At 63.6% G+C, this 26,698-nt stretch carries 23 protein-coding genes and 3 tRNA genes; 17 read left to right on the forward strand and 9 right to left on the reverse strand.

The features are described from left to right. Positions 1–75 precede the first annotated feature (75 nt). Complete coding sequence (locus ABJO61_RS16500) at positions 76–2,784, forward strand: HAD-IC family P-type ATPase (RefSeq protein ID WP_348329102.1); 2,709 nt, start codon at positions 76–78, stop codon at positions 2,782–2,784. Between the two features lie 4 nt (positions 2,785–2,788). Here the strand turns inward: ABJO61_RS16500 and ABJO61_RS16505 are convergent, their stop codons facing one another. Beyond that, positions 2,789–3,985, reverse strand: coding sequence for a CaiB/BaiF CoA-transferase family protein (locus tag ABJO61_RS16505; RefSeq protein WP_348329104.1), 1,197 nt, complete (start codon positions 3,983–3,985; stop codon positions 2,789–2,791). Positions 3,986–4,288: 303 nt separating this feature from the next. Here ABJO61_RS16505 and ABJO61_RS16510 point away from each other — a divergent pair, with 303 nt between their 5' ends. Together ABJO61_RS16510 and pcaF are read left to right on the forward strand one after the other, a co-directional pair. Beyond that, complete coding sequence (locus tag ABJO61_RS16510) at positions 4,289–5,425, forward strand: DUF2336 domain-containing protein (protein WP_348329107.1); 1,137 nt, start codon at positions 4,289–4,291, stop codon at positions 5,423–5,425. Positions 5,426–5,504: 79 nt separating this feature from the next. Continuing rightward, a complete protein-coding gene (pcaF, locus tag ABJO61_RS16515; protein ID WP_348329110.1) occupies positions 5,505–6,719 on the forward strand; it encodes a 3-oxoadipyl-CoA thiolase in 1,215 nt (404 codons plus the stop codon). Between the two features lie 3 nt (positions 6,720–6,722). Here pcaF and ABJO61_RS16520 read toward each other — a convergent pair whose 3' ends face one another. Further along, positions 6,723–7,940, reverse strand: coding sequence for an EAL domain-containing protein (locus ABJO61_RS16520; protein WP_348329113.1), 1,218 nt, complete (start codon positions 7,938–7,940; stop codon positions 6,723–6,725). 155 nt (positions 7,941–8,095) lie between these two features. Here ABJO61_RS16520 and ABJO61_RS16525 point away from each other — a divergent pair, with 155 nt between their 5' ends. Further along, positions 8,096–8,926: an NUDIX hydrolase gene (locus ABJO61_RS16525; RefSeq protein ID WP_348329116.1), complete on the forward strand. Its 831-nt coding sequence runs from the start codon at positions 8,096–8,098 to the stop codon at positions 8,924–8,926. A gap of 4 nt (positions 8,927–8,930) precedes the next feature. Then, positions 8,931–9,551, forward strand: coding sequence for a hypothetical protein (locus tag ABJO61_RS16530; RefSeq protein ID WP_348329119.1), 621 nt, complete (start codon positions 8,931–8,933; stop codon positions 9,549–9,551). Positions 9,552–9,697: 146 nt separating this feature from the next. Here the strand turns inward: ABJO61_RS16530 and ABJO61_RS16535 are convergent, their stop codons facing one another. Continuing rightward, positions 9,698–10,465, reverse strand: coding sequence for an NAD kinase (locus tag ABJO61_RS16535; protein WP_348329122.1), 768 nt, complete (start codon positions 10,463–10,465; stop codon positions 9,698–9,700). 62 nt (positions 10,466–10,527) lie between these two features. Between ABJO61_RS16535 and cutA the strand changes: the two genes are divergently transcribed. Then, positions 10,528–10,875 (forward strand): divalent-cation tolerance protein CutA, encoded by a 348-nt coding sequence (gene cutA, locus ABJO61_RS16540; RefSeq protein ID WP_348329125.1) that lies wholly within the window; start codon positions 10,528–10,530, stop codon positions 10,873–10,875. On the opposite strand, the gene moaA is transcribed toward cutA, so the two are convergent. Then, entirely contained in the window at positions 10,872–11,897 is a 1,026-nt protein-coding gene (gene moaA, locus ABJO61_RS16545) for a GTP 3',8-cyclase MoaA (RefSeq protein WP_348329128.1), read from the reverse strand. The genes cutA and moaA overlap by 4 nt on opposite strands. A gap of 122 nt (positions 11,898–12,019) precedes the next feature. Between moaA and glpK the strand changes: the two genes are divergently transcribed. The 7 genes from glpK (at position 12,020) to ABJO61_RS16580 (ending at position 20,842) form a co-directional block, all read left to right on the forward strand. Then, entirely contained in the window at positions 12,020–13,510 is a 1,491-nt protein-coding gene (gene glpK, locus ABJO61_RS16550; RefSeq protein WP_348329131.1) for a glycerol kinase GlpK, read from the forward strand. Between the two features lie 57 nt (positions 13,511–13,567). Beyond that, complete coding sequence (locus tag ABJO61_RS16555) at positions 13,568–14,977, forward strand: FAD-binding oxidoreductase (protein ID WP_348329134.1); 1,410 nt, start codon at positions 13,568–13,570, stop codon at positions 14,975–14,977. 244 nt (positions 14,978–15,221) lie between these two features. Next, positions 15,222–15,998 (forward strand): class II aldolase/adducin family protein, encoded by a 777-nt coding sequence (locus ABJO61_RS16560; protein WP_348329137.1) that lies wholly within the window; start codon positions 15,222–15,224, stop codon positions 15,996–15,998. A gap of 99 nt (positions 15,999–16,097) precedes the next feature. Then, a complete protein-coding gene (locus ABJO61_RS16565) occupies positions 16,098–18,437 on the forward strand; it encodes a xanthine dehydrogenase family protein molybdopterin-binding subunit (RefSeq protein ID WP_348329140.1) in 2,340 nt (779 codons plus the stop codon). A gap of 95 nt (positions 18,438–18,532) precedes the next feature. Further along, entirely contained in the window at positions 18,533–19,231 is a 699-nt protein-coding gene (locus ABJO61_RS16570) for a TetR/AcrR family transcriptional regulator (protein ID WP_348329143.1), read from the forward strand. Between the two features lie 53 nt (positions 19,232–19,284). Beyond that, positions 19,285–20,319 carry a hypothetical protein gene (locus ABJO61_RS16575; protein WP_348329146.1) on the forward strand — a complete coding sequence of 345 codons (1,035 nt, stop codon included), beginning with the start codon at positions 19,285–19,287 and terminating at the stop codon, positions 20,317–20,319. Between the two features lie 67 nt (positions 20,320–20,386). Beyond that, positions 20,387–20,842 carry a Rap1a/Tai family immunity protein gene (locus ABJO61_RS16580; protein WP_348329149.1) on the forward strand — a complete coding sequence of 152 codons (456 nt, stop codon included), beginning with the start codon at positions 20,387–20,389 and terminating at the stop codon, positions 20,840–20,842. 3 nt (positions 20,843–20,845) lie between these two features. On the opposite strand, the gene ABJO61_RS16585 is transcribed toward ABJO61_RS16580, so the two are convergent. The 4 genes from ABJO61_RS16585 to ABJO61_RS16600 all read right to left on the reverse strand — a co-directional run bounded on the left by ABJO61_RS16585 (position 20,846) and on the right by ABJO61_RS16600 (position 23,828). Further along, a complete protein-coding gene (locus ABJO61_RS16585; protein WP_348329152.1) occupies positions 20,846–22,213 on the reverse strand; it encodes a glutamine synthetase family protein in 1,368 nt (455 codons plus the stop codon). 84 nt (positions 22,214–22,297) lie between these two features. Beyond that, positions 22,298–22,370, reverse strand: a tRNA-Thr gene (locus ABJO61_RS16590). 106 nt (positions 22,371–22,476) lie between these two features. After that, entirely contained in the window at positions 22,477–22,683 is a 207-nt protein-coding gene (locus ABJO61_RS16595) for a hypothetical protein (RefSeq protein ID WP_348329155.1), read from the reverse strand. Next, entirely contained in the window at positions 22,683–23,828 is a 1,146-nt protein-coding gene (locus tag ABJO61_RS16600; protein ID WP_348329158.1) for a PepSY domain-containing protein, read from the reverse strand. Before ABJO61_RS16600 ends, ABJO61_RS16595 begins: the two co-directional genes overlap by 1 nt. Positions 23,829–24,086: 258 nt before the next feature. Between ABJO61_RS16600 and ABJO61_RS16605 the strand changes: the two genes are divergently transcribed. Next, a complete protein-coding gene (locus ABJO61_RS16605) occupies positions 24,087–25,160 on the forward strand; it encodes a hypothetical protein (protein ID WP_348329161.1) in 1,074 nt (357 codons plus the stop codon). Here ABJO61_RS16605 and rlmB read toward each other — a convergent pair. Next, entirely contained in the window at positions 25,157–25,993 is an 837-nt protein-coding gene (gene rlmB / locus ABJO61_RS16610; RefSeq protein ID WP_348329164.1) for a 23S rRNA (guanosine(2251)-2'-O)-methyltransferase RlmB, read from the reverse strand. The two genes, ABJO61_RS16605 and rlmB, sit on opposite strands and share 4 nt — an antisense overlap. Before the next feature lie 230 nt (positions 25,994–26,223). Here rlmB and ABJO61_RS16615 point away from each other — a divergent pair. The 3 genes from ABJO61_RS16615 to ABJO61_RS16625 all read left to right on the forward strand — a co-directional run. Next, positions 26,224–26,308: transfer RNA gene (locus ABJO61_RS16615), tRNA-Tyr, on the forward strand. 50 nt (positions 26,309–26,358) lie between these two features. Further along, positions 26,359–26,432 (forward strand) — tRNA-Gly (locus tag ABJO61_RS16620). Positions 26,433–26,564: 132 nt separating this feature from the next. Further along, the coding region (locus tag ABJO61_RS16625) for a GTP-binding protein (RefSeq protein ID WP_348329176.1) at positions 26,565–26,698 on the forward strand (134 nt) is incomplete at its 3' end.

Consider the following 26,698-nt stretch of genomic DNA (forward strand, 5'->3'; position numbering starts at 1 on the left):
GGCTGCGACAAGACCTCACGCGAGAGAGGCTGAAAATCCGCTACAGTGGGCGATCATGTGGCGGAGGGTATTGCTGTGACATCGGTGGAAGCGACGGAGAGCGAGCGTGACTGGCATGCGCTCGACACGGACGCGGTGCTGGCTGCGCTGGGCACCCCGCATGGCGGGCTGAGCGAGGAGGAGGCAGCACGCCGCCTCGCGCAATACGGTCCGAACCGCCTGCCGGAGGCGAAAGAGCGGAGCGCGTTTATCCGCTTCCTGCTGCAGTTCCACAATCTTCTCATCTATGTGCTGATCGGAGCGGGCGCGCTTGCCGCCGCGATCGGGCATCTGACGGATGCAGCGGTAATCGCGCTGGTCGTCGTCGTGAACGCCATTGTCGGCTTCATCCAGGAAGGCCGCGCGGAGGAGGCGCTCGGTGCGGTCCGCGCCATGATCGATCCTCATGCCTCCGTGCTGCGCGACGGACGGCGCGCGACGATAGCGGCCGGAGATGTGGTGCCGGGGGATCTCGTGCTGCTGGAGGCGGGCGACCGCGTGCCCGCCGATCTTCGCCTCGTCAAGGCAAACAATCTGAGGATCGACGAAGCGGCGCTGACGGGCGAGTCCGTTCCCGCCGACAAGGCGCTCGCGCCCGTGGCGAAGGAGGCGCCTGTTGGCGACCGCTTCTCCATGTCTTTCTCCGGCACTTTCGTTGCAGCGGGACAGGGCATCGGCGTCGCCGTGGCAACGGGCGGGCGGACGGAACTCGGCCGGATCAGCGGCATGATCGGCGCGGTGGAGAAGCTCACCACGCCGCTGGTGCGGCAGATGGACGGTTTCGCGCGGCAGGTGACAATCGCGGTGCTGACCGGCTCGGTTCTGGTCTTTCTCTATGCGACCTATGCCGCTCATTACGATGCGGCCTATGCCTTCATGATCGTGATCGGACTGGCGGTTGCTGCTATCCCCGAAGGCCTGCCCGCGGTGATGACGATCACGCTGGCCGCCGGCGTGCAGCGCATGGCGCGGCGCAATGCGATCATCCGGCGGCTTCCCGCCGTCGAAACGCTCGGCGCGGTTTCCATCATCTGTACCGACAAGACGGGAACGCTGACGAAGAACGAGATGACGGTGAGCGCGGCCGTGACGGCGTCGGCGCGGATCGAGGTCGAAGGCGCGGGCTATGCGCCGGAGGGGCGCTTTCTGGCGGACGGAGAGGCCATCGACATCGCCGCCTATCCCGTGATCGAGGAATTGTCCTTGGCGGGGCTTCTGTGCAACGACGCACAGCTTACGCAGCGGGACGGCGAATGGCATGCCGATGGCGATCCCATGGAGGGGGCGCTGCTTTCCTTTGCGGTGAAGGCCGGACATGACATCGGCGCGGCGCGGGCGCGGTTCGCGCGGTTCGACGAAGTGCCCTTCGATGCGCGGCACCGCTATATGGCGACGCTTCACGCGCGAGAGGACAGGCCGCCCGTCGCCTATGTGAAGGGGGCGCCGGAACGCATCGTCGAGATGTGCGAAAGGGTGGCGGCGCCCGATGGCGAGACGGAAATCGACCCTGTCTTCTGGCAGCGGCACATCGACGAACTGGCTGCGGCGGGACAGCGCGTGATCGGCCTGGCGAGGCGCGTCATGCCGGAAGGCTGCGAGACGATCACGCAAGAGGACGCGGAAGGGGGGCTGACGCTGCTCGGCCTCGTGGCGCTGATCGACCCGCCACGGCCGGAGGCCATCGCCGCCATCGAGGAATGCCGGGCGGCGGGGATCTCGGTCAAGATGATCACGGGCGATCATGCCGAAACGGCAAAGGCGATTGCGCGGCAACTCGGATTCTCCGCCGATGCGGCGACCGCAACGGGCGCGGAGCTGGATGCACTGGACGACGGGCGCTTCGCGAGGCGGGCGCGTGAGGCGAGCGTCTTCGCGCGGACCAGCCCGGAGCACAAGCTTCGCCTTGTAGAGGCGCTGCAGGCGGACGGCTCCGTGATCGCGATGACGGGCGACGGCGTCAACGACGCACCGGCCCTGAAGCGCGCCGATGTGGGCGTCGCGATGGGCAACAAGGGGACGGAGGCGGCGAAGGAGGCGAGCGAGATGGTGCTTGCCGACGATAATTTCGCCTCCATCGTGGCGGCGGTGCGCGAGGGGCGGACGGTCTACGACAATCTGACCAAGGTGATCGCGTGGACGCTGCCGACGAATGGCGGCGAGGCGCTCACCATCATTCTGGCAATCATCCTTGGGCTGACATTACCGGTGACGCCGGTGCAGATTCTCTGGATCAATCTGGTGACCGCTGTGGCTCTCGGACTCACGCTCGCCTTTGAGCCGGCAGAGCCGGGCGTGATGAAGCGTCCTCCGCGGCAGGCTGGGGCGCCGCTGCTTTCAGGACGGCTGCTCTGGCGCATCGTTTTCGTGTCGTTCGTCATGGTGACGGGCACACTCGGGATCTACACATTCGCAACGATGCGCGGGCTTCCCCTGGAGGCGGCACGCACGATGGTGGTGAACGCGATCGTGGTGATGGAGATCTTCTATCTTTTCAGTGTGCGCTATGTGCACGGAACGTCGCTTACCCTGCAGGGTGTGCTTGGCACGCGGGCGGTGCTGATCGGGGTTGCCATAGTGACGGCGGCGCAATTCGCCTTCACCTATCTGCCTTTCATGCAGACCGTGTTCGAGACGCGCGCGCTTTCGCTTGAAGAGGGGCTTGCCGTGGTGGCGACCGGCGTCGTGCTGCTTCTCGTCGTCGAGATCGAGAAGCGGGTGGCGCGTATGCTCGGCTTTGCTCTCTGAAGCGCTATTTTATCGCGCCGGAAGAGCGCAGCCCGTCGATCTCCGCATCCGAAAAGCCCGCCGATTTCAGCGTTTCCAGTGTGTGCTGGCCGAGCGCGGGGGATGCGGATTTCGGCGTATCGTCATAGCCGGGAAAGCGGATGGGGGAGGCGGGCGCGAGATAGGTTCCGCTGCCATCTTCTTCGGGCACTTCGACATAGGCACCGGCGGCCCTGGCCTGCGGATCGGCGAAGACATCCGCGGGACGCATCAGGGGCGCCCAGATGATGTCTTCAGCGTCGAGCTTCTCGCGCCAGTATTCGACATCCTGCTCGGCGAAGGCGGCATCCAGAATATCCACGAGTTCGGCGGCATTCCTGCGGCGCTTTTTCGGGTCGTCGAAACGCTCGTCGGTTTCGAGTTCCGGTTTGCCGATGGCGCGGCAGACGGCCGTCCAGTCGACCGAGCCCTGGCGGGGCACGATGACGATCCATGTGTCTTTTGTCTGGAAGAAATTGCTGATCGGCATGAGGGCTTCGTGGCGCGACTTGGTGGAGCCGAGCTTGCCATAGCGAAGCTGGACCGCTGTGTCGGAACCTGCCGCATAAATGCCCGCGCGAAGAAGCGACGCCTCGACAAGGCGGCCCTTGCCCGTCGTCTGGCGCTCGACGAGGGCGGCGAGGATGCCGCCGACGGTCGCCATGCTGGTGGTGTGATCGCCGATGCCGGTGCGCAGCGTGACGGGCTCCTTGCCCTTGACGGTTTGCAGCCAGCCCACGCCGGAGCGCGCATAGAAGGCGGCGATGTCGAAGCCGGGACGGTCGCGGTCCGGCCCTTCGAGGCCGTAGCCGGTGACGCTTGCATAGACGAGGCGGGGGTTCACCGCCTTCAGGCTTTCATAGTCGAGGCCCGCACGCTCCAGCCCGCCGGGACGGACATTGGTGATGAAGACGTCGGCATCCTTCACGAGGCGCTTCACGGCCTCGACGCCTTCGGGCTTCGAGGTGTCGATGGCGAGGCCCTTCTTGCCGCGATTGTCGAGATCGAAGATGGGCGAACCCTTGAGATGGTCGGCGCCGACATTCTTCATGGTGTAGCGCATGGGGCAGCCGGAAAGCGGCTCGACCTTGAGCACGTCCGCGCCCCAGTCCGCAAGAATGCCGCCCGCGCCCGGCGCGGCAATATAGGTGGCCATTTCGATGACCTTGATGCCCTCAAGCATGGTGTCCGTTCCCCGTTATCCGATTTTCTGGTTGGGCGGGATCATCCATGAAAAGGCGGGGGAGTCAAAGCCTTGCACCGCTGGCGCCATTCTCCTCCGCTATTTCCCGTCCGCTATTTCCCGGGGATGACGGAGGGGGCTGCCGATCCTTCTTGCAGTGTTTGTGCGCAGGTATGAAAAAGCCCGAAATTCCGCCCTATTTTCAGGGGCGGGGGTAAAGCTTCCTTAAGCGATTTTCGCCTAGGCTTTACCCGTATGCGCCGGGTTTGAAGAGGCGCGGTGAAGGCCAGCCGGGGGGCTGCAATGGACGCGGAGCAACTGACGATTGCGGATGTAGAACGGCTTCTTTCGAATCCGTCCGAAGACGCGCGTGCGGCGGTTGCCGAAAAGGTTGCCCGTAAGTTCACCGATGTGGAACTGGCGCCACGCGAGCGCGAACTCGCGCATGAAATTCTCGGCTTTCTCGTTCATGACGTTGCGATATCCGTTCGCGAGGCGCTGGCGCGCTGCCTCGACGACAATCCGACGGCGCCGCGCGACGTCGTACTGCGGCTTGCGCGGGATATCGACCAGGTGGCGATGCCTGTGCTTGAGCGCTCGCCGGTTCTCACCGATGAAGATCTTGTGGGGCTTGTCTTCTACGGCTCGCCGGCGAAGCAATGCGCCATTGCGGCGCGCGCCGCCGTGCCCGAGCCCGTTTCCGAAGCGATTGCCCATCGCGGCGACCGCAGCGCGGTGCTGACGCTGGTTCACAATGCGGGCGCGGTCATCAATGAAGCGGCGGCGACGATCCTCGTCAAACGCTATGCCGACGACGCCGATGTGGCGGCACCGCTGATGCAGCAGCGCGAACTGCCGGCGCTGCTCGTCGAACGGCTGATCGCGATGGTGTCCGAAGAGCTGCGCGAATATCTCGTCGAGCATCACGAAGTGGATCATCGCGTAGCGGCGACGCTGGAAGAGCAGACGCGCGAACGCGCGACCACCGACGCGCTTACGCGGATGGGCAATGACGACCTGCGCGCACTGGTGGCGCAGCTGGCGGAGAACGGGCGCCTGACGGCGACGCTTATCCTGCGGGCGGCCTGTGCGGGGGAGGTCCGTTTCGTGGAGGCGGCCTTCGCGGAACTCACCTCCGTGCCCGATGAACGCATCTGGCGGCTGATCCACGATGTCGGTGCGCTCGGCTTTCGCGCGGTCTATGCGCGGGCGGGGATGCCGGAGGCTCTTTATCCGGCCTTCCGCCGCGTGCTCGATATTCATCAGGCGGTGCGGAATTCGGACGGCTCGCTCGATCTCGAACTCTATCGTTTCCACGTGCTTGAGGGGTTGCGCGAGACCTTTGAGGAAATCGACGCGCCGGACCTCGAAACGATGATCGACAAGCTGGCGCGGCTTGCTTCCGCGGGGCCCGGACCCCGGAAGCAAAACGTAGCCTGAGCGGTGACGAAGCCGGTTTCCCCTGCGTGAAGAAATGATCTAGGTTGCGCCCTCTCAAAAAGCGAAGAGGGCCCCGACCATGAACCACACCCATCAGGAAGCCTTTATCTGCGATGCCGTGCGCACCCCTATCGGGCGCTATGGCGGATCGCTGGCGAGTATGCGCGCCGATGACCTTGGCGCGGTGCCGCTGATGGCGCTGATGGAGCGGAACCCCGATGTGAACTGGAGCCGTGTGGACGATGTGATCTTCGGCTGTGCCAATCAGGCGGGCGAGGACAACCGGAACGTGGCGCGGATGTCGGCGCTGCTGGCGGGGCTGCCGGAGACGGTGCCCGGATCGACGATGAACCGGCTTTGCGGATCGGGCATGGACGCTGTCGGCACGGCGGCGAGGGCGATCAAGGCGGGCGAGGCCTCGCTCATGATCGCGGGCGGCGTCGAGAGCATGTCGCGCGCGCCCTTCGTGATGGGGAAGGCGACGGCGGCCTTTTCGCGAGATGCCGAGATCTACGACACGACCATCGGATGGCGTTTCGTGAACCCCTTGATGAAGCGGCAATATGGCGTCGACTCCATGCCGGAGACGGCGGAGAACGTGGCGGAAGATTTCCAGATTTCGCGCGAGGATCAGGACGCCTTCGCATGGCGGAGCCAGCAGAAGGCGGGCGCGGCGATGGCAGAGGGCCGCCTGGCCGAAGAGATCGTGCCGGTGACGATTGCGAGCCGGAAGGGCGAGACGGTGGTCAGTGCGGACGAACATCCGCGGCCCGAGACGACGCTCGAAGCGCTGGCGAAACTCAAGGCACCGTTCCGCGAGGGCGGCTCGGTGACGGCGGGCAATGCATCGGGCGTGAATGACGGCGCCTGCGGGCTCATCATCGCGTCGGCGGAAGCGGCTGAGGCGAACGGGCTTCGCCCCCGCGCGCGGATCGTGGCGATGGCGACGGCGGGCGTGCCGCCGCGCATCATGGGGATCGGGCCTGCGCCCGCGACGCGCAAGGTGCTGGAGAAGACCGGGCTCAATATCGGCGATATCGACGTGATCGAACTGAACGAGGCATTTGCTTCGCAGGGCCTTGCCGTGATGCGCGATCTCGGCCTGCCGGACGACGCGGAACATGTGAACCCGAATGGCGGCGCCATCGCGCTCGGCCATCCGCTCGGCATGAGCGGTGCGCGGCTTGTGACGACCGCGATGTATGAACTCGAACGGCGGCAGGGCCGCTACGCGCTCTGCACCATGTGCATCGGCGTGGGGCAGGGCATTGCCATGGTGATCGAGCGGGTGTGAGGCTCAAAAGCCAAGTGTGATCTGGACGAGGCTCGGGCGGGTGACGAGGCCCGCGGGCGCATGTTTCGGTTTGTGAGGGCGCCTGCGGGGAGCGGTCGCAACCTTCCCGGCCGCTTTCTTCCTCGCGGGCTTCGGCTTCCTCATGTGAGGCAGGACACGGGGGCGGCGAACCAGCGCAAGCAGGTGACGATCCGGGAAGAGGCAGGTGCGGTCGAGACGCCAGGCGACGCCGCGCACTTCCTCCGCCGGGATCATCGGGTCGATATCCTCCCATGAATACTCGACGACTGGATACTCGGGGGCGGGCGCGGCGCTGGCGGAGATTTCCTCCGTGCACGTTTCTTCCTGCTCAGAGGTGTCGTCTTCGGGCAAGGGATCGAGGAGAAGGAGAACTTCCTCTTCCGGTTCTTCCTCCAGTTCTTCCTCGGGGGGGAGATTGAGCGGCAGCGGCGACCATTGCGCGAATTCGTCCGGCATGAGCGGACGGCAGAGAAGCGCGCCCTGCGCGGCTGTGAAGCCGAGGGCGGGGAGCGCATTCAGTGTGATTTCGTCCTCGACGCCGACGGCGGTTGCGCCGAGGCCGCGCGAGACGGCGAGCGACACACGCTTGCCGACGAAACCGAGGCCGGACCCTTTCAGGCGGCGGGCGAACTGAATGATCGAAGCGCCGCCGATCTTCACCTCGTCGAAATGATCGGGCGTCAGCAGATCGTCGGGCACGATGACGGCGCCGCCGCCATCGAGCGCCGTGCGGAAGCCGAGGCGGCGCAAGGTTGCGAGTACGCGGGCGGCTTCTTCACCGTGGCGGGCGAAAGCACCTTCAGGCACTTCGAGCATCAGCAGGGCCGGGTCCAGGCCGCGCTCGCCCATGATTTCATCGAGCGCGCCGGGAAGACCCATGTCGGCGAGGTCCGACGCGCCGAGATTGATCGAGAGCGGCCAGTGACGATCTGCGCTTGCCCAGTCCACGAGCAGATCTGCGGCGGCGCGTGCGACGAAGCGCGTCAGTTCACCGGCGCGCTCGCGCTGTTCAAAGAAGGACAGGAAAAGACCGGGCGGCAGCAGACCATAGTCCGGGTGGTTCCAGCGGACATAAGCTTCCGCGCCAAGAACCCCGTCTTCCGCTAGGGAAAGCTTCGGCTGACAGACGATGAAGAGGTGCCCCGCCTCGAAGGCAAGGTCAATGTCGCGGTTGGTCAGGCGAAAGGAACTGCTGTACATCTCTTTTTCCAAACGGCATTTGCGCCGAGAGGGACCAGCGTGGCGTGAGTCTCTTTCCGAGTGCTTAACCGGACGAGAAGAGCGGCGGACAGCGTCGCCATTGCGTGAACGAGATGCATCGAATTCGAAGCAAGTTCGATGCAAGGGAGGGTGAGATGAGCGAAGCGGGCACAAAAAGCGCGGACAAGCTGATACCGGCGGCGACGATCCTGCTGTTGCGAGATGGCACAGCGGGACTGGAAATCTTCATGGTGGTGCGGCATCACCAGATCGATTTTGCAAGCGGGGCGCTGGTTTTTCCGGGCGGCAAGGTGGACAAGCTCGACATGGCGCCGGGCGTGCGCGAGCGCGCAGACGGCATGGAAGGTCTCGACGACTGGGAATTTTCGATGCGTGTCGCAGCAATCCGCGAGGCCTTCGAGGAATCAGGCGTGCTGCTGGCGCGCAACGAGCAGACGGGTGGCGTTGTCGATGCGGGGCGGCTGAAATCGCTCGAACATTACCGTGATCCCCTGAACAGGGGCGAGGTCGGCATTGCCGATTTCCTCTCGAAAGAGGGCTTGCGGCTTGCGGGCGACATGCTGACGCCTTTCGCGCACTGGATCACGCCGAACATGATGCCGAAGCGTTTCGACACGCGGTTCTATCTCGCGAATGCACCGGAAGACCATGTCGCCGTGCATGACGGTTCTGAATCGGTCGACAGCGTGTGGATCAGCCCGTTGCAGGCGCTGAAAGAAGCGGAAGCGGGCACGCGCACGATCATTTTCCCGACACGGATGAATGTGGAGAAGGTCGGCGAGAGCCCGAATGTCACGCATGCCATCGAGGCGGCGCGCAACAGGCCGGTCGTGACGGTGGAGCCGCAGGTGACGAAGAACGAGGCGGGCGAGCCGGTGCTGCGCATTCCCAAGGAAGCCGGATACAGCGTGACGGAAGAACCGCTTTCCGCCGTCGCCAATGTGGCGAAGCCGAAGGCAGGCTGAGGCGATGGAGAACTGGAGCGCTCCTTTTTTCGACGGGGTTCTCGCGCTTGCCGCGCTGTGGGGCGCAATGCGGTTCTATGGTGAGCGGGCGCGGCCCGGCATGTTGTTTGGTGCGGCGGCGCTTTTCAGCGTGTTTCTCGCGGCCGCTTTCGGGACGCTGCGCTATGCGGGGCTCGATGCCGTTGCCGGGATCAATGACGGGCTGTCGCTGATCTCGGCCATCGTTGCGCCGACATGGGCCATTGCGGCGGCGATCTTCATTTTCCGGGGCGGGCAGGACAAGGCGCGAACCGGCGTGCTCTGGATTGTGCCGATAGCAATTACGGCGCTCGCCTTCCTGCCGCAGACGGCGCTGCTCGGTGAGACCTATGCGCAGATTGCAGGACTTGCCATGCTTTGTGTGCTGGTGGGCGCCGGTGTGCTGGCCGCGATCAAGGGCCGGACATGGCCGGGCGCGGCGCTGGCGATTTCGGCGGCGGGTTATGCATTCGCGGCGCTGGCGATGCTCGGCGTCTTCGGAGCGACGGATACGGCGGCACTCAACAGTTTCCATATCGGCATTGCGATATGGGCGGGGGCCTTTGCCTGGGGATTGCCGGGAGCGGCGCGTCCTCATCGAGTGTGACTTGAAGAGGTCTACCCGGCCTTCTTATTCGCTTACGCGCGCCGTCTCTCACCCCTCCCCGAAAAACACTTCGCTTCGCTCGCGTTTTTCGACCCTCCCACAGGGGGAGGGTGATCCCGACGGCAGACGCCTTGGAAAGATGAAATTCAATACAGGAACTGCTCGGTGATGATGCGTTCTTCGAGGCCGTGATCGGGATCGAAGAGCATGAGCATGTCGATGGAGCCGTCTTCCTCGACTTCCACTTCGCGCACCTGACGAAATTCGGTGTGGTCGGCCACGGCGCTGACGGGACGCTTCCCGGCTTCCAGAATCTCGAAGCGCAGTTTCGCACGATGCGAAAGCAGCGCGCCGCGCCAGCGGCGAGGACGAAAGGCGCTGATCGGTGTGAGCGCGAGGAGCGCGGCATCGATTGGCACGATGGGCCCTTGCGCCGAGAGGTTGTAGGCGGTGGAGCCCGCGGGCGTTGCGACGAGGACGCCATCGCAGACGAGTTCCTCCATGCGCGTCTTGCCGTCGATAGAGATGCGGATCTTCGCGGCCTGATAGGTCTCGCGGAAGAGGGCTACCTCGTTGATCGCGAGCGCTTCGTGGCGGGTGCCGTCCGCGAGGGAGGCGCGCATGCGCAAGGGGTGGATGGTCGCGCATTCGGCGGCGGCGAGACGCTCGGCCAGATGATCGTCGCGATACTCGTTCATCAGGAAGCCGACGGAACCCCGGTTCATGCCGTAGATAGGGATGCGGCGCTTCATGTATTGATGGAGCGTCTGGAGCATGAGACCGTCGCCGCCAAGCGCGACGATGACATCCGCCTCCTCGGGCGGGGTGTCGCCGTAACGCTGGCTGAGCGCTTCGCGCGCGGCCCGGGCCTCGGGCATATCCGTCGCCACGAAGGCGATCTTCTCGAATTTCATCGTCTCTTCCCGGGGCGATTCCTCGATGGCCGGCAAATGCGGCAAGACAAGGAGGTAAGCATATGGGCGGAGATACGCAAGCCAAGGATGAAGGCGAGTTCATCTTCATCTATTCGACCTTCGGCTCGGTGGCGGATGCCGAGAGGGCCGCAGAGGCGCTTGTAGGCGAGAAACTTGCCGCTTGCGTCAACATTCACGGGGGCATGCGCTCCGTCTACGAATGGAAGGGGGCGGTGGAGAAAGAAGATGAAGCGGCTGCCTTCATCAAGACGAGGGCGGCGCTGAAAGAGAACGTCATGGCGCGGCTTCGCGATCTGCATCCTTACGAAGTGCCGGCCATGCTGGTGCTGCCGATCATGGGCGGGAACGCGGATTATCTGGAGTGGGCAAGGGGGCAGGTGGAGGATTAGCCGCCGGTAAGCGACATGTGGCGCGAGACGGCGGGGCGGTTGTGTTCGCGGTCGATGATGAAGTCGTGGCCCTTGGGCTTGCGGCCAATGGCTTCGTCGATGGCATCGTTCAGCAGATCGTCCGCTTCGCTGGCGCGGACGGGCGCGCGGAGGTCCGCCGCGTCGTCCTGACCGAGGCACATATAGAGCGTGCCGGTGCAGGTGAGGCGGACACGGTTGCAGCTTTCGCAGAAATTGTGTGTGAGAGGCGTGATGAAGCCGAGCTTGCCGCCTGTTTCCTGCACCTTCACATAGCGGGCGGGGCCGCCGGTGCGTTCGTCGAGTTCGTCCAGCGTCCAGTGCTCCGAGAGCGAGCGACGGACCTGGGACAGCGGCAGATACTGGTCGGTGCGGTCGCCGTCGATGTCGCCGAGCGGCATGGTTTCAATCAGCGTGATGTCGTGACCCTCGCCATGCGCCCATTCGACGAGCGAGGGGATTTCATCCTCGTTGACGCCCTTGAGGGCGACGGTGTTGATCTTGACCTTGAGCCCGGCGCGCTTCGCGGCGGCGATGCCGTCCAGCACTTGCGGCAGGCGGCCCCAGCGCGTGATCTGCTGGAAGAGAGTTTCATCGAGCGTGTCGATGGAGACGTTCACGCGGCGGACACCGGCGGCGAAGAGGTCATCCGCGTGGCGCGCGAGCTGGCTGCCATTGGTGGTGAGCGTCAACTCGTCGAGTGCACCGGTTTCGAGGTGGCGGCCGAGCGAGCGGATCAGCGTCATGACATCGCGGCGCACCAGCGGCTCGCCGCCGGTGAGACGGAGCTTGCGGACGCCCTTCGCCACGAAAGCGGAGCAGACGCGGTCCAGCTCTTCCAGCGTGAGCAGTTCCTGTTTCGGCAGGAAATTCATGTGTTCGGACATGCAATAGACACAGCGGAAGTCGCAGCGGTCCGTCACCGAGACGCGCAGATAGGTCACGGCCCGGCCATGCGGGTCGATCATCTGCGGTGCCGGGGAAAGGGGCGTTTCCATGTCCATGACCGGAATATAGCAACTGGTCAGTGAAATTTCGCCCCTTCCGGCGATAAGGTTTTCGTGAGGGCTTTTGCGGGTGTCGCAGGCCGGGTAGCCTCTGCCTCAACAAAAAGCGGGGGAGGCCAATGGCGGACTATATTCTTTCCATCGATCAGGGCACGACGAGCACGAGGGCGCTGCTGTTCGACCGGTCGGGCTCGCCGATGCGGGTGCGGCAGAAGGAACTCCACCAGATTTTCCCGCGCGACGGCTGGGTCGAGCATGACGCGGAGGAGATCTGGGCGGCGACGCTGGAGGTCTGCCGGGGCGTGCTGACGGCGGGCACGACGGCTCAGAACATCGCCGCCATCGGCATCACCAACCAGCGCGAGACGACCGTGCTCTGGGACCGGGCCACGGGGAAGCCGGTGCATAACGCCATCGTCTGGCAGGACCGGCGGACGGCCGGGTTCTGCGCGAAGCTGAAGGAGGAGGGCAAGGAAGCCACCTTCCAGGCGAAGACGGGGCTGCTGCTCGATCCTTATTTTTCGGGCACGAAGCTCCGCTGGCTGCTCGACAATGTGGAGGGTGCGCGGGCGAAAGCCGAGAAAGGCGAACTTTGCTTCGGCACGATCGACTCGTGGCTCATCTTCAAGCTGACTGGCGGCAAGCGGCATGTGACCGATGCGACCAATGCCTCGCGGACGCTGCTCTTCAACATCGAGACGAACGAGTGGGACGACGAGCTGCTGAAGCTGCTCGATGTGCCGCGCAGCGTTCTGCCGGAGGTGCTCGATTGCTGCGCGGATTTCGGCACGGCGGAGAGGGAATTGCTCGGTGCGGCGATCCCCGTGGCGGGCGTTGCGGGCGACCAGCAGGCGGCCACGGTGGGGCAGGCGTGTTTCGAGCCGGGGCTGATGAAATCGACCTATGGTACGGGCTGCTTCGCGGTGGTGAATACGGGCAAGCAGCGCGTGGAAAGCCGCAACCGGCTGCTGGGCACCATCGCCTACCGGATCGGCGGCGAGACGACCTACGCGCTTGAAGGCTCGATCTTCATGGCGGGGGCCATCGTGCAGTGGCTGCGCGACGAGATGAAGCTGATCGACAGTTCCGCCGAGAGCGAGGCGATGGCGCGGGATGCAAACCCGCATTCGCATGCCGTGCTGGTGCCGGCCTTTACCGGGCTCGGCGCGCCTTACTGGGAGCCGGATGCGCGGGCGGCGCTGTTCGGCATGACGCGGGATACGGGCGCAAAGGAAGTGGTGCGGGCGGCGCTTGAAAGCGTGTCCTACCAGACGCGCGACCTGATGGACGCGATGGGGGCGGACATGAAGGCGGCGAGGCTCGTCAGCCCGCAGGCGCTCCGCGTCGATGGCGGCATGGTGGCGAATAACTGGTTCGCGCAGAACCTCGCCGACATTCTGGCGCGGCCGGTGGAACGGCCGGAAATCACCGAGACGACGGCGCTGGGCGCGGCCTATCTTGCGGGGATGCATGTGGGCTTTTACGGCGACATGAGCGATGTCGCGTCGCATTGGCGGTGCGAGCGCGCGTTCGAGCCGGAAATGGCGGAGAGCGAGCGGGCGGGGCGCTACGGTCGCTGGCAGGGATATGTGAAGCGGGTGATCGGGTAGGGAATTTGCCGCCGGGCGCGCTATAGTCTTTGAAAGAACGATCCCCGGGAGGATGACATGGCGTCGGACGATCTCATCAAGAAGCTGAAGGCGGCGCTCGGCGATGCCGGTGTGCTGACCGGCAAGGACGCCGAGGAGAAGGCGGTTGGCGGCTGGAGCAAGCTCGGCATTCCCGCTGCGGTGCTGCGACCTGCGAGCACGGAAGAGGTGTCCGCCGCGCTGAAGCTCTGCCACGCTGCGGGCGAGGCGGTGGTGCCGTGGGGCGGGAAGACCGGGCTTGTCGAAGGCGGCGAGGCGGACGGGCATATCGCGCTGTCGCTCGAACGCATGAACAGGATCGAGGAGATCGACGCGCTGGGCGGCACGATGACCGTCGAGGCCGGGGCCGTTTTGCAGACGGTTTGCGAGGCGGCGGAGGAGAAGGGGCTCATCTTCCCGCTCGATCTCGGCGCGCGGGGATCGGCGACCATCGGCGGCAACATCTCGACCAATGCGGGCGGCAATCGCGTGATCCGCTATGGGATGACGCGCGACATGGTGCTCGGGCTTGAGGCGGTGCTGGCGGACGGCACGGTGATGACCTCCATGAACAAGCTCATCAAGAACAATGCGGGCTACGACCTGAAGCAGATGTTCATCGGCTCGGAGGGCACGCTTGGCGTCGTGACGCGGGCGGTCTTGCGCGTCTGGCCGAAGCCGAAGTCGCAGGATACGGGATTTGTGGCGGTGGAGAGTTTCGAGCAGTTGCCGACATTCCTGCGCCACATGGAGCGCGCGCTGGGCGGCACGCTCTCGGCCTTCGAGGTGATGTGGGAGGATTTCTACAAGCTCGTGACGATGGAGCCCGCGACGGGCAGGCCCGTGATCGCGCATGGGCACCCCTATTATGTGCTGGTCGAGTCCATGGGCGGCGACCAGGAGGCCGACTCGGCGCGCTTCGAGGCGGCGATGATGGAGGCGCTGGAAGCGGGCGAGATTTCCGACGCCGTGATCGCGAAGAGCCAGGCGGAGCGCGACGCGATGTGGGCGCTGCGCGACGATGTGGGGCAGGTGGTGCATACCTATCCGATGTTCACTTTCGATGTGAGCCTCAAGATCGCCGACATGGAAAGCTATATCGCGGAGGTGAAACAGGGGCTCGCTGCGAAATGGCCCGACAGTTCGCTGATGGTGTTCGGGCATCTGGGCGACGGGAACCTGCATGTGATCCCCGGGCGTTTTCCAGATGCGGAACAGGCAACGCGGCGCGGCGTTGAAGCTATCGTCTATGGCGAACTTCGCGAGCGGCAGGGTTCCGTTTCGGCGGAGCACGGGATCGGCCTTGAGAAGCGGCCCTATCTCGGCTGGTCGCGCTCGGGCGAGGAAGTGGCGCTGATGCAGTTGCTGAAGCGGACGCTCGACCCGAAGAATATTCTCAATCCCGGCAAGGTGCTGGAGCCGGTTTCACAGGCAAAGGCGGCGGAATAGATCGGCCACACGGGCGCCCGCTCCTCATAAATCGTCATGGCCCGCTTTATGCGGGCCATCCACGCCTTGGCTGGGTGTCAGCAAAAGGAAGACGTGGATGACCCGGACAAGCCGGGTCATGACGAAGTTGTTGAATTTTGAAGATGAGGCTCTGCCCGCGCCGTTTGCAGCCGAGGGGTGGGACGTGGCAGACTGACCGGAACAGAGAATCCAGTTTTCATAATCAGGACGGAAGGCGGCTCCCATGTCGGTAGCGGAGGATTTCAGCGGCGCTTCGATGCGCGACCAGGTTTCGGAAGCCGAATGGCAGGTGCGCGTGGACCTCGCCGCGACCTACCGGCTCGTCGCGCATTACGGTTGGAGCGACCTCATCTACACGCATATCTCGGCGCGTGTGCCGGGGCCGGAGCATCACTTCCTCATCAATCCCTATGGCATGAGCTTCGACGAGATCACGGCGTCGAGCCTTGTGAAGATCGATCTCGACGGCAATATCGTCATGCCGTCCGACTATGCGGTGAACCCGGCGGGCTTCACGATCCACAGCGCGGTTCATATGTCCGTCGACGATGCGAATTGCGTCATCCACACGCATTCGGATGATGGCGTGGCTGTGTCGGCACAGGCGGATGGCCTGCTGCCGCTTTCGCAGACGGCGATGATCGTTCTCGAAGACCTCGCCTATCACGACTATGAGGGCATTGCGCTCGAACATGACGAGCGCGAGCGGCTGGTGCGCGATCTCGGCAACAAGCATTGCATGATCCTGCGCAATCACGGGCTGCTGACGGCGGGCGCGAGCTGCCCCGATGCTTTCCTCCGGCTCTATTTCCTGGAGCGGGCCTGCACCATGCAGGTGCGCGCGCTTTCGGGCGGCGTGAAGCTGACTATGCCGAACCAGGGCGTGCCGGAAAAGACCGCGGATCAGGGCATGTTCCACAAGAAGCACGGCATCGGCAAACTTGCCTGGCCAGCGCTTCTGCGCACGCTCGACCGGATCGATCCGTCCTACCGGGACTGATCAAGCCTTTCGGAGCAGCTTGCGCTCCAACGACATTCAAATATGGATGCGGGACTGTTCCTGTCTTCGCATTCCTCACGCATTGAAAGAGGTTCGTCCATGGTGAAGTTCGGTGTGGGACAACCGGCGCGTCGCGTCGAGGATATGCGGCTCGTTACGGGCACGGGACGCTACACGGACGACATCTCGCTGCCGGGGCAGGCCTATGCGGTGATGGTGCGGAGCCCGCATTCGCACGCGAAGATTACGGGCATCGACGCGGAAGACGCGAAGATGGCGCCGGGCGTGCTCGCGATCTATACGGGCAAGGATGCGGAGGAGGCGGGGCTCGGCACGGTTTATTCGCCCGCTGCCGACATGCTGAAGAACAAGGACGGTACGCCGATCTACAAGACGGTGCGGCACCTGATTGCGAAAGACCGTGTGCGCCATGTGGGCGACCTTGTGGCGATGGTGGTTGCCGAGACGCCCGCGCAGGCGCGTGACGCCGCCGACCTCGTGATGGTCGACTATGACGACCTGCCCGCCGTATCGGACACGGCAGGCACGCTTTTGCCGGATGCGCCGGTCATCTGGGAGGAGAACGGCTCGAACCTCGCCTATGACTGGTCGATCGGCGATGCGGAGAAGACCGATGCGGCGCTGAAGGACGCGCATCACGTTACGCGCGTGAAGCTCGTCAATAACCGCATTGTCGTGAACGCAATGGAGCCGCGCGCGGCGCTCGGCAATTACGAAGCGGAGCGCGACCACTACACGCTCTATACGGGCAGCCAGGGCGTGCATGGCCTGCGCAACAATATTGCGCAGCACTCGCTGAAAATCCCCGTCGAGAAGCTGCGTGTGATCACGGAAGATGTGGGCGGCGGCTTCGGTATGAAGACCTTCGTCTATCAGGAATATCCGCTGGTGCTTTTCGCCTCGAAGATGCTGGGGCGTCCGGTCAAATGGACGGCGGACCGCTCCGAAAGTTTCCTCAGCGACACGCAGGGCCGCGACCATGTGACGGAAGCGGCGCTGGCGCTCGACAAGGACGGCAAGATCCTCGGTGTGCAGGTCGACACCATCGCCAATCTGGGCGCCTATCAGAGCCAGTTCGGGCCGTTCATTCCCTCGCTTGCGCCGCGCGGCATGCATGTCGGCGTTTACATGGTGCCTGCGCTGTTCAACCGGGTACGCGCGGTCTACACGAATACGGTGCCGGTGGACGCCTATCGCGGCGCGGGCAGGCCGGAAGCGTCCTATGTGATCGAGCGGCTGATGGAGAAAGCGGCGCGGGAGATGAACCTCACCCCGGACGAAATCCGCCGCCGGAACTTTGTGCCGTCGAGCGCGATGCCGCTCAACGCGGCGCCGTCTCTGCCGTTCGACTCCGGCGATTTCGAGCGCAACCTGAACGACGCCATGAAGAAGGCGGATGTGGAAGGCTTCGCGGTGCGCAAGAGCGCGGCAGAGAAGGAAGGCAAGATCCTCGGTCTCGGCTACAGCTATTACGTTGAGCGGACGGCGGCGGGCATGGCCGATTATGCGCGCATCGCGGTCGACGGGGCGGACGGCATGGTTCACGTCTGGACCGGCCAGCAGACGAACGGGCAGGGCCACGAGACGGCCTGGACGCAGCTCGTTTCCTCTCGGCTCGGCATCGACGCGGAGAAGATCAAGGTGCATCTCGGCGACTCGGAAGTGCTGCCGGGCGGTGCGGGCACGGGCGGCTCGAAGGCGCTTTACATGGCTGGCGGCGCGATCTCGGATGCCTCCGACAAGCTGATCGAGAAGGGGCGCGAAATCGCCGCCAACGAACTCGAAGCGGCGAAGGCCGATATCGAATATCGCGGCGCGGACGGCGAACCCGTTTTCGCGGTCGCCGGTACGGACAAGGTGATCGACCTCTTTGCCGTAGCGAAGATTGCGGAAGGACAGGCCGATCTCGGCGAGTTCGCGGGAGACGGCGAATATACGCAGAAGGGCAATACCTTTCCGAATGGCGCACATATCTGCGAGGTCGAGATCGAAGCGGATACAGGCGTCTATCGCATCACGCGTTTCACAGCGGTGGATGATTTCGGACAGATCCTGAATCCGCTGCTGGTCGCAGGCCAGGTGCATGGCGGCATCGTGCAGGGGCTCGGGCAGGCAATGGGCGAACATGCGGTCTATGATGCGAACGGGCAGCTCGTGACCGGTTCCTTCATGGACTACTGGATGCCGCGCGCGGCCGACTTCCCGGATTTCAATGTGAGCTACAATGAAATTCCCGCGCGCTCGAATGCGCTGGGCGTCAAAGGGGCAGGTGAGGCGGGAACCGTCGGTGCGCCCGCAGCCTTTATCAATGCGATGATCGATGCGCTGGCGCCCTACGGCGTCGAGGAAATCGATATGCCGGTGACGCCGCTCAAACTCTGGAATATCCTTCAGAAAGGCCGTCAGGCGGCGGAATAAAGAGTTCTTCGGGATAGGTGGAGGGGCGAGAAAATACCCTCACATTTTACCCAGGTTCATTGACATTTTGTCATTTTGGTCCGACGCTTTACTCCATGACTACGGAGGAAACGGGCGCCAGAACCCGAAGGACCGCAGAAGCGGCCGTTCTGGACGAGAAGGAGAGGGATGAGGCTGCAGCGCCTGCGAGCGCGGCGGCGGCAAGCCCCATGAGCGGCGCGACGAAGCGCAAGCGCGAGAGCAGGCGGAAGCTGATGGCTGCCGCGCGCAAGCTCTTCGTCGAGCGCGGTTATCACGAGACGCGCCCGCAGGACATTTCCAAGGAAGCGGGCGTCGGTCACGGCACCTTCTATCTGCATTTCGAGGACAAGCTCGATTGTTTCCTCGCCTTTACCGAAGAGGCGGCGGACGAGCTGCATGTTTTCGTCGAAACGCACCATGCGGTGGCGGGATCGCTTGAAGAGGGCATCCACGAACTTCTGATAGCGGTCTTCGAATATTCCGACCAGAACCCCGGGGTTCTCGCCGCGGCGCTGACCGACATCAGTGTGCTTTCGACGGGCGACACAGGACGCCGGATGCCGGTCGACCGATGGGCGCAGGTCTGGACGGAGCTTCTCGAAAAGTGGAAGGAAGCCGGAGAGGCCGCCGCCGACCTCGATGCGAGAATGGCCGGGTATCTCATCGTCGGTGCGATCAAACAGGGCGGGGCCTATGGCCATCGCCGCAAGCTCGACCGGACAAAGATGATCGACGGCATGACGCAACTCTTTGTGCGTGCGCTAAAAAAATAAAGCCGGAAACAGGCGAAACACGCCGGGAACAGGCTCCAGGGAGGAACGGGAAAATGGCGAAACTCTCCTATACGCGAGACGAGCTCATGGCGAGCCACGACTATGCGCGCCCTCATGAACGTGCGGGATACAAGCTGCATGGCGGCTTTCTAGCGGACGGCACCTATGAATCGCCGCGTGTGCTGCATCGCTGGCCCGCAGTGAAGGCATGGCAGGGCGAACTGACAGCGAAAGGCTGGCCGCTGATCGATGCGACGGTGCAGCTTCTGAAGCGCGGCAATTATCCGAACATTTCGCAGGAACGGTTTCTGCTGAGCCACGGCATCGGGCAGACGCTGTGGAACTCGCTGACCATCACAGGCGTGATTGAAGCGCGCGGCCGTGTGCTTTGCGATATCGAGGCGCCGGATTTTCAGCAGATTATCGAGGATGATATTTCGCAGACCTGTACCGGGCATCTCCACAAGGGGCTTCTCTATGCGCATGGCGCGGATGAGGGCGGCGATCCCGAGTTGCCCGAATATGGCGCGCATGACGCGATGTGGTTCGCAGCGCGCGATCTTCTCTTCGGAGCGAACGCCTATCCGATACCGGAATTGCCGGAAAGCATCGGCCGCCCGGATCAGGGAAGGCTCATGCCGCAGCTCCCGGCGGGCTTCGAGCAGCTCATCCTGATGCTGATGAATGTGCTGATGATCGAGGTGCGGGCGGAAAGCTTCTTCGCGTTCTGCTGCGAGATCATGCGCGACAAGGACTCTTTCGGCGACCGGCGCGATCGGGCGGAGGAGGCGGCGTCGATGGTGGAACGCATCCGCATCGACGAGGCAATCCATGTCGGCTATCTGCAGACGGCTGTTTCAGAGATGCGCAGCTTCACCTTCAAGACCGCCGATGGCGGCACGGTGAAGGGAAAAGATCTCATCGACCCGATCTGGGAGGGCATGGTGCACTGGCATGCAGTGACGCAGGCCGATTTCTCGAAGGAACAGACGCGCGAGACGATCCGCGCGCAGCTTGAAACGATGCCCAATGGCGCGAAGCTCTTTGCCGAGTTCGACGCGATGGACGACATGGCGAAGGCAGCATGATGATGCTTGAAGGGACAGCGTTCCGGCTTATGTAAATAGAGACGGGTAACAAGCCAGGAGAATGAAAATGCGGAAGCTTGCGACGCTGGCCTTCGGCGCCATGCTGGGCGCGGCGGGAATGGCGGCAAACGCCCATGCCGCCACGGATATCGAAGAAGGGGCGGCGCTTGTTACCGCCTGTCAGTCGCTGCTCGATAACGGCTCCGCCGAGGGGAGCAAGGGCGAGGCGTGCAAGAATTTCGTGACCAGCATGGTTCTCGCCCAGCAGGACACGCTCACCATGGGCGAGCCCTTTCGTGCGTTTCGTCTTGGGCCAAACCAGGATGAGAAGGCTTGCTTCGAGATGCCGGACAAGCTCAGCTATCGCGACTTTGCGCAGCATGTCGTGAGCTATGCGGGTGGCAATCCCGAAGCTGCGGATCGGCCTGCCTATGAACTCGCGGTGCGCGCGCTCGAGAAGCAGTATCCTTGCGATCCGGCCGATCTGAAAGACATGGAAGGCCGGGATCTGCCTGCCGAGTAAATCTCAGGCATTTCGCAGATACCATTCCACGTCGACATCGCTCACCGAGGCGAAGAAGCGGTCGCACTCCACTTCCTTGATGGTGAGGAAGATGTTTGTGAAGCCTTCGCCCAGACGATCCTTGAGAAAGGTTGAGGCGCGCGCGGTTTCGAGCGCCTTCCACCAGTTGAGCGGAAGTGCCGATTTCTGTGCGTCACGATATCCGTCGCCGGTGACGGGCGCGCCTGGCTCGATCTTCTTCTCGATACCTTCAGCTATTCCCGCCAATACGGCCGCCAGCGCAACATAGGGGTTCGCATCGGCGCCGCAGACGCGGTGTTCGAGGTGGCGCGTCGAGGGCTTGCCCGACGTTACGCGCAGCGGCACGGAACGGTTGTCCACCGCCCAGGCGGGCGTCAGCGGCGCATAGGTGTTGAGGCGGAAGCGGCGATAAGAGTTCGCATTGGGCGCGAAGAGCGCCATGCTCTCGGCCATTGTCCGTTGAAGCCCACCGATGGCACAGGCGAGATGGGGGGTCAGTTCGCCGCCTTCGCCGGCAAAAAGATTGCTGCTCTCCTCGCCCGCGAGCGAGACATGCATGTGCATGCCGCTTCCCGAGACATCCGCATAGGGCTTGGCCATGAAGGTCGCGACATATCCGTGCCGGTCGGCGACACCCTTCACGAGACGCTTGTAGAGGATCGCGTCGTCGGCGGCGCGCATCGCATCGGCGCGATGTTCGAGCACGATCTCGAACTGACCGGGGGCATATTCGGAAATGAGCGTACGGGCGGGGAGGCCCATCTTCTTCGCGCCGGCAAAGACATCGTTCAGGAAGGGTGCGAAGTCTTCCAGATCCTGCATGAGGTAGGCCTGAAGATGCGCGGGTGCGAAGCCGTTGGGCGCGGCGGGCGGCGCGATGCGGGCTTTTGCGGCGGCGTCGCGGGAGACCAGATAGAATTCGAGTTCGATGGCGACGACGGGTGTCAGCCCCATGGCATCCAGCGAGGCGACGGTGCGGGCCAGCGCATGACGCGGGTCGGCGGGTGTCGGCGAGCCATCATGTTCACAAGATTCGAGGATCACTTGTGCGGTCGGCACATCATGCCAGGGGGCATGGGTGAGTGTGCCCGCGACGGGGAAGCAGGGGCGGTCGCTATCGCCTTCTTCTCCGACGAGGCCGGTTTCGAGTACATCCGCACCGAGGATGTCGAGAGACTGAATGGAGCAGGGGAGCGGGCGGCCATCGCGGAATGCGGTGGCGACTTCCTCGGGACGCAGCACCTTGCCGCGGGCGACGCCCGAGGGGTCGGTCAGGAAGGCCTGTATCTGGATCGTCTCGGGGTTTGCGGCGAGAAAATCCGCCGCTTCCGTTTCCGTTGCCCGCGCCATCGTCATATCCCGTCTTCGCCGCACCGCCCGGAGGGCCGCGCTGCGAGGCTGGCTGTAGCCGTGACGATCATGGATTGCAAACGGTGCCCCCGACAGGATTCGAACCCGTGACCCCCTGATTACAAATCAGGTGCTCTACCAACTGAGCTACAAGGGCGACCGTGCGGCGCAAGATAGTTGTGCCGGGCGTGACGGGCAAGCAAAGCTTGGGAGATTGATAGCGTCTTTTATGCGTCAAGGCCGGGCTTGCGGGCTTAGGCCTTCTATCGGACCTTCGACCAGTCCCGCCCGTAAGCCCATAGCATGACGGCGACCGGAATGCCGAGCGTGATCCAGGAGAGGACATCCAGCATTTCGTCGCCGACCAGCGCGGAGACAAGGCCGACCAGCGAGATGGCGGCGATGAGGGCGGGGATGCCGAACACGCCACCGCGCGGACCCTTGCGGATGTTGCGATCCTTCATTTGCATCAGACCGGCACCGCCGTATCGGCACCGCGTTCAAGCTCGCGTAGTCTGGTTTCGAGCGATGAGCGCCGCCGGCCAAGCCAGAGATAGAGCCCGCTGCCGAGGACCACGATGCTGGCGATGTCGAGCAGCGCCCAGATGATCTTGAGCGGCAGGCCGCCATAATCACCGAAGTGGAGCGGCTGCGAGAGGAGGAGGGCCGTTGCGTACCACGGCAGGTCACGGCTGGCGGTGAATTCGCCGGTCTGTGCATCGACAAGGACGGGCTTCAGGGTGCGCGAGCTGAGCGGCGTCGTTCCGCGCATGAATACTGCGTAGTGATGCTTGCTCGAAAAATCGGTTTCGGGGAAGGCGATGAAAGAGGGCTCCATGCCGGGAGCGGCTTGTCGCGCCGTTGCGACGGCTTCATCGATCGAGGATAGGGATTCGAGGGGCGGGGCGTCCTTGTAGGGCGCCACCATCTCCGCAAGCTGATCGAATTGCCAATACTGGAACACAGGGGTTGCAAGTGTGTTGATGACGCCGGTGAAGCCGACGACGAACAGCCAGGCAAGCGTGACGATGCCGAGCATGTTGTGCATGTCGAGCCATTTGACGCGGGTGTTCTTGTCCTTGCGGACGGTTCCGAAATCGAGCTTGCGCATGAAGGGGCCATAGACCGCCACGCCCGACACGATGGCAACGACAAGAAGCAATCCCATCACGCCGAGGAAGAGCGTGCCCGGCAGACCGGCGAACAGATCGACATGCAGCTTGAACATCACATACATGAAGCCTTCGTCGAAAGGCGGGGTGGGAATATGCTCGCCGGTGCCTGCGTCATAGGCGTTGAAGCGGGAATCTTCCCGGTTGGTCGCGGACTCGCTCGTTGTCAGATAGACGACCGGCTCATGGTCATCGAAGACGAGGAACTGGGGTACGTCGCCCGGCACGCGCGCCATTCCCGTCGCAAAGATTTCGTCGAGGGTTGCGGGGGCGGCGCCTTCCGCCATCTCGGCGGCTTCCGGGTGGCTGCCGGTCAGATGCTCGATCTCTTCGTGAAAGATCAGCGGCAGGCCCGTGAGGCAGAGCAGGAGCATGAATACCGTGCAGACGAGGCTCGTCCATTTGTGAACCAGGTACCAGTTCTTGATCGTCTTGGTGGTCATTGCTTCCCCGCTCGCCCGGATGCACAGATATGAGTGAGAATGAGAAGAAGTCGCAAATAGTGAGGGAGATGGCAAGCCCTGAATTTTGTGAACCTGCAGGCGCTGCGGCGGCAAATCTGGATTTAACGATGAACCGTAGATGAATGGCTGTCTCATTATGGGTTCAAGCATCATAATCTAGCCTTCTGCTCGTTGGGGGCGTTGGTGAGCGCACCTGCTTCCTATGGCGCGCCACCGGTGCCGGAAAGGAGCAGAACAATGTGGATGCGGATTTCACTGGTGCTCGCCGCCCTGCTGATCTGGGATATGGCGACATCGGAAGACGGGTATTCGGCGCTCGAGAGAAGTGGCCGGATGCTTATGAGTTTCGAGCCCGTGCGCGATATCGTGAACTATGCCGAAGACGATCTCGTGGACGATGTGAAGTCGTTGACGGCGGCTGTATCAAGCGATGCCGCGAGCGTGATGGCTGCACGAAGTCTTGCCGAAAGGGAACGCGAGGTTCGGCGCGAGGAACGGGAAAAGCGGCGCGCGGAACTTCGCCTTGCGCCAGAAGATGTCGAGAAGATCGCGGAAGCGGTGACCGAACTCTACCGCAAGGAAGCGGAGGAGCCGCTGCCGCCAGAGGCGAAGACAGCGCCGCCGGAGCCTGTCGCGGCACCGAAGCAGGAAACCGTGGAGAAGTCCGTCGCTTCTCTTGGCCCCGACCTCCTTGGCGCGATTGTGGATGCTTCAAAGAAAACCGGGGCCAATTCGGGCTATCTGCTTCATATCGCGCTTCGCGAGAGCGGCCTCGTTCTCGGTGCCCGGGCGCCGACTTCGTCGGCGACGGGGCCTTTCCAGTTCATCCAGAGCACGTGGTATCAAATGCTTGGGAAGTACGGCGCGAAGTACGGACTCAAAGCCGAGGCGGCCCTGCTGCAAAAGCGGGGTAGCAGTTACACGCCAGTCTCGACGGCAGCGCGCACCGAGGTGCTGGCACTCAGGAGCGATCCTTATGTTGCCGCATTGATGGCGGGCGAATTGACGATGGAGAATTCGGCGACGCTGGCGCGGTTGCTTGACCGCTCCCCCGCACACGGCGAACTTTATGCCGCACATGTGTTCGGCCCCGCGGGCGCGGTGAAGCTGGTCAAGACAAGGGAGACGGCGTCGGCGACGTCGGCGGCCTCGATCCTGCCTTCGGCGGCGGCGGCCAACCGCTGGCTCTTCTACGACCGGGCGGGCAAGGCGCGCACGGTCGCCGCGCTTTTCGACGAGCTGAGCCGCTTCATGTCGACCAGCGAGGTTGCCACGGTCTGCAACGCCGACCTTAACTTCCTTGGTGTCTAGCTGCCGTTGCGGCGGAAAAGCTCGTAGAGGGCGACGGCGGCCGCGTTCGAGACATTGAGGCTTTTCATTGCGCCTGCGGCGGGAAGCCGGGCCAGCAGGTCGCAATGCTCGCGGGTGAGGCGACGGAGGCCCGCGCCCTCGGCACCCAGCACAAGCGCCACGCGAGGCGAGAGCTTCATCTCGGGGAGGGATATCTCTCCTTCACCGTCCAGACCGATGATCTCGAAGCCAAGCTCCTTCAGTTCCTCGATGGCCCGGACGAGATTCGTGACTTTTGCTATCCGGACTTGCTCCAGCCCGCCGGAGGCCGCCTTGGCGAGGACGCCGCCCAGGGGCGGGCTGTTGCGGTCGGTGGTGACGAGAGCACCAGCGCCGAAAACGGCTGCGGAACGGAGAATCGCTCCAAAATTGTGCGGGTCGGTGACCTGATCGAGCACGACCACCCGGTTCGTGCCCTCGCAAGCCTCCGTCACGTCGAGATCGGGAAGGGGGGAGGTGCGCAGGGCGATTCCCTGGTGCACGGCGCCGGGGGGAAGCAGGGCGGCGATCTCGTCTGCTTCCCGAATCTCGGGCCGAAGACCGCCAAGGTCAGCCCTTTGGCGCGCCAGATCGGCCTCCGCATTGCGGGTCAGGATGAGGCGCTCGGCCAGCCGGTGCGGATTGGCCAAAGCGGCCAAAACCGCATGAAACCCATATAGATAGGCGTCATTTTCCGCCGGACCGCTACCTCGGCCCCCACGTTTTCCCTGCTTATGGCGGGAATTGGCCTCTCGCGGCTCGCCTTCACGGGGGCCACGATTCTGGAATTGTTTCGGTTGCTTGCGCCGGCTCATGCGCGCGCTTATATTGCGACATCCGGGCTCTTGCAAACGCCCCCGAACAGTATGCCTTGCCGCAAAAATGGCTGGAGGCACGCTGCGGGGGTGTTCACGCTTTATGGGGCCGGGATTTTAGTTGACACAAGGGCGGCAAACCTGAATAAAGCCGCGCGTGTCCGTCAGAGGCCAGCACGAGATAATATCCTCGAACTTATTGGGATTTCACAAGATTTGACATCGGACACGGAGGGGTGCCCGAGTGGCTAAAGGGGACGGACTGTAAATCCGTTGGCTATGCCTACGTTGGTTCGAATCCAACCCCCTCCACCATCCAGCGCAGGCAGCGCGAAGAGAGCAGGCAGGACCGGAACGGATCCCAGGCGGGTGTAGCTCAATGGTAGAGCAACAGCCTTCCAAGCTGATGACGAGGGTTCGATTCCCTTCACCCGCTCCAGCCTTCGCCGCTCCGCCGACCAGGGCGAAAGCCCGAGACTAAGAAAGAAGGGCAAATGTCGCCGCCGCCCGAAAGGCACAGGCAGACAGGTCCAAGTGAACGAGACGAGACAACTGAAGGTAGCTAGCGCCCATGGCCAAAGAAAAGTTTGAGCGGAACAAGCCGCACTGCAACATCGGAACGATTGGTCACGTTGACCACGGCAAGACGTCTCTGACGGCTGCGATCACGAAGGTGCTTGCCGAGACGGGCGGCGCGACGTTTTC

This window comes from Parvibaculum sp. (genome assembly GCF_039973015.1).
Lineage (GTDB): Bacteria > Pseudomonadota > Alphaproteobacteria > Parvibaculales > Parvibaculaceae > Parvibaculum.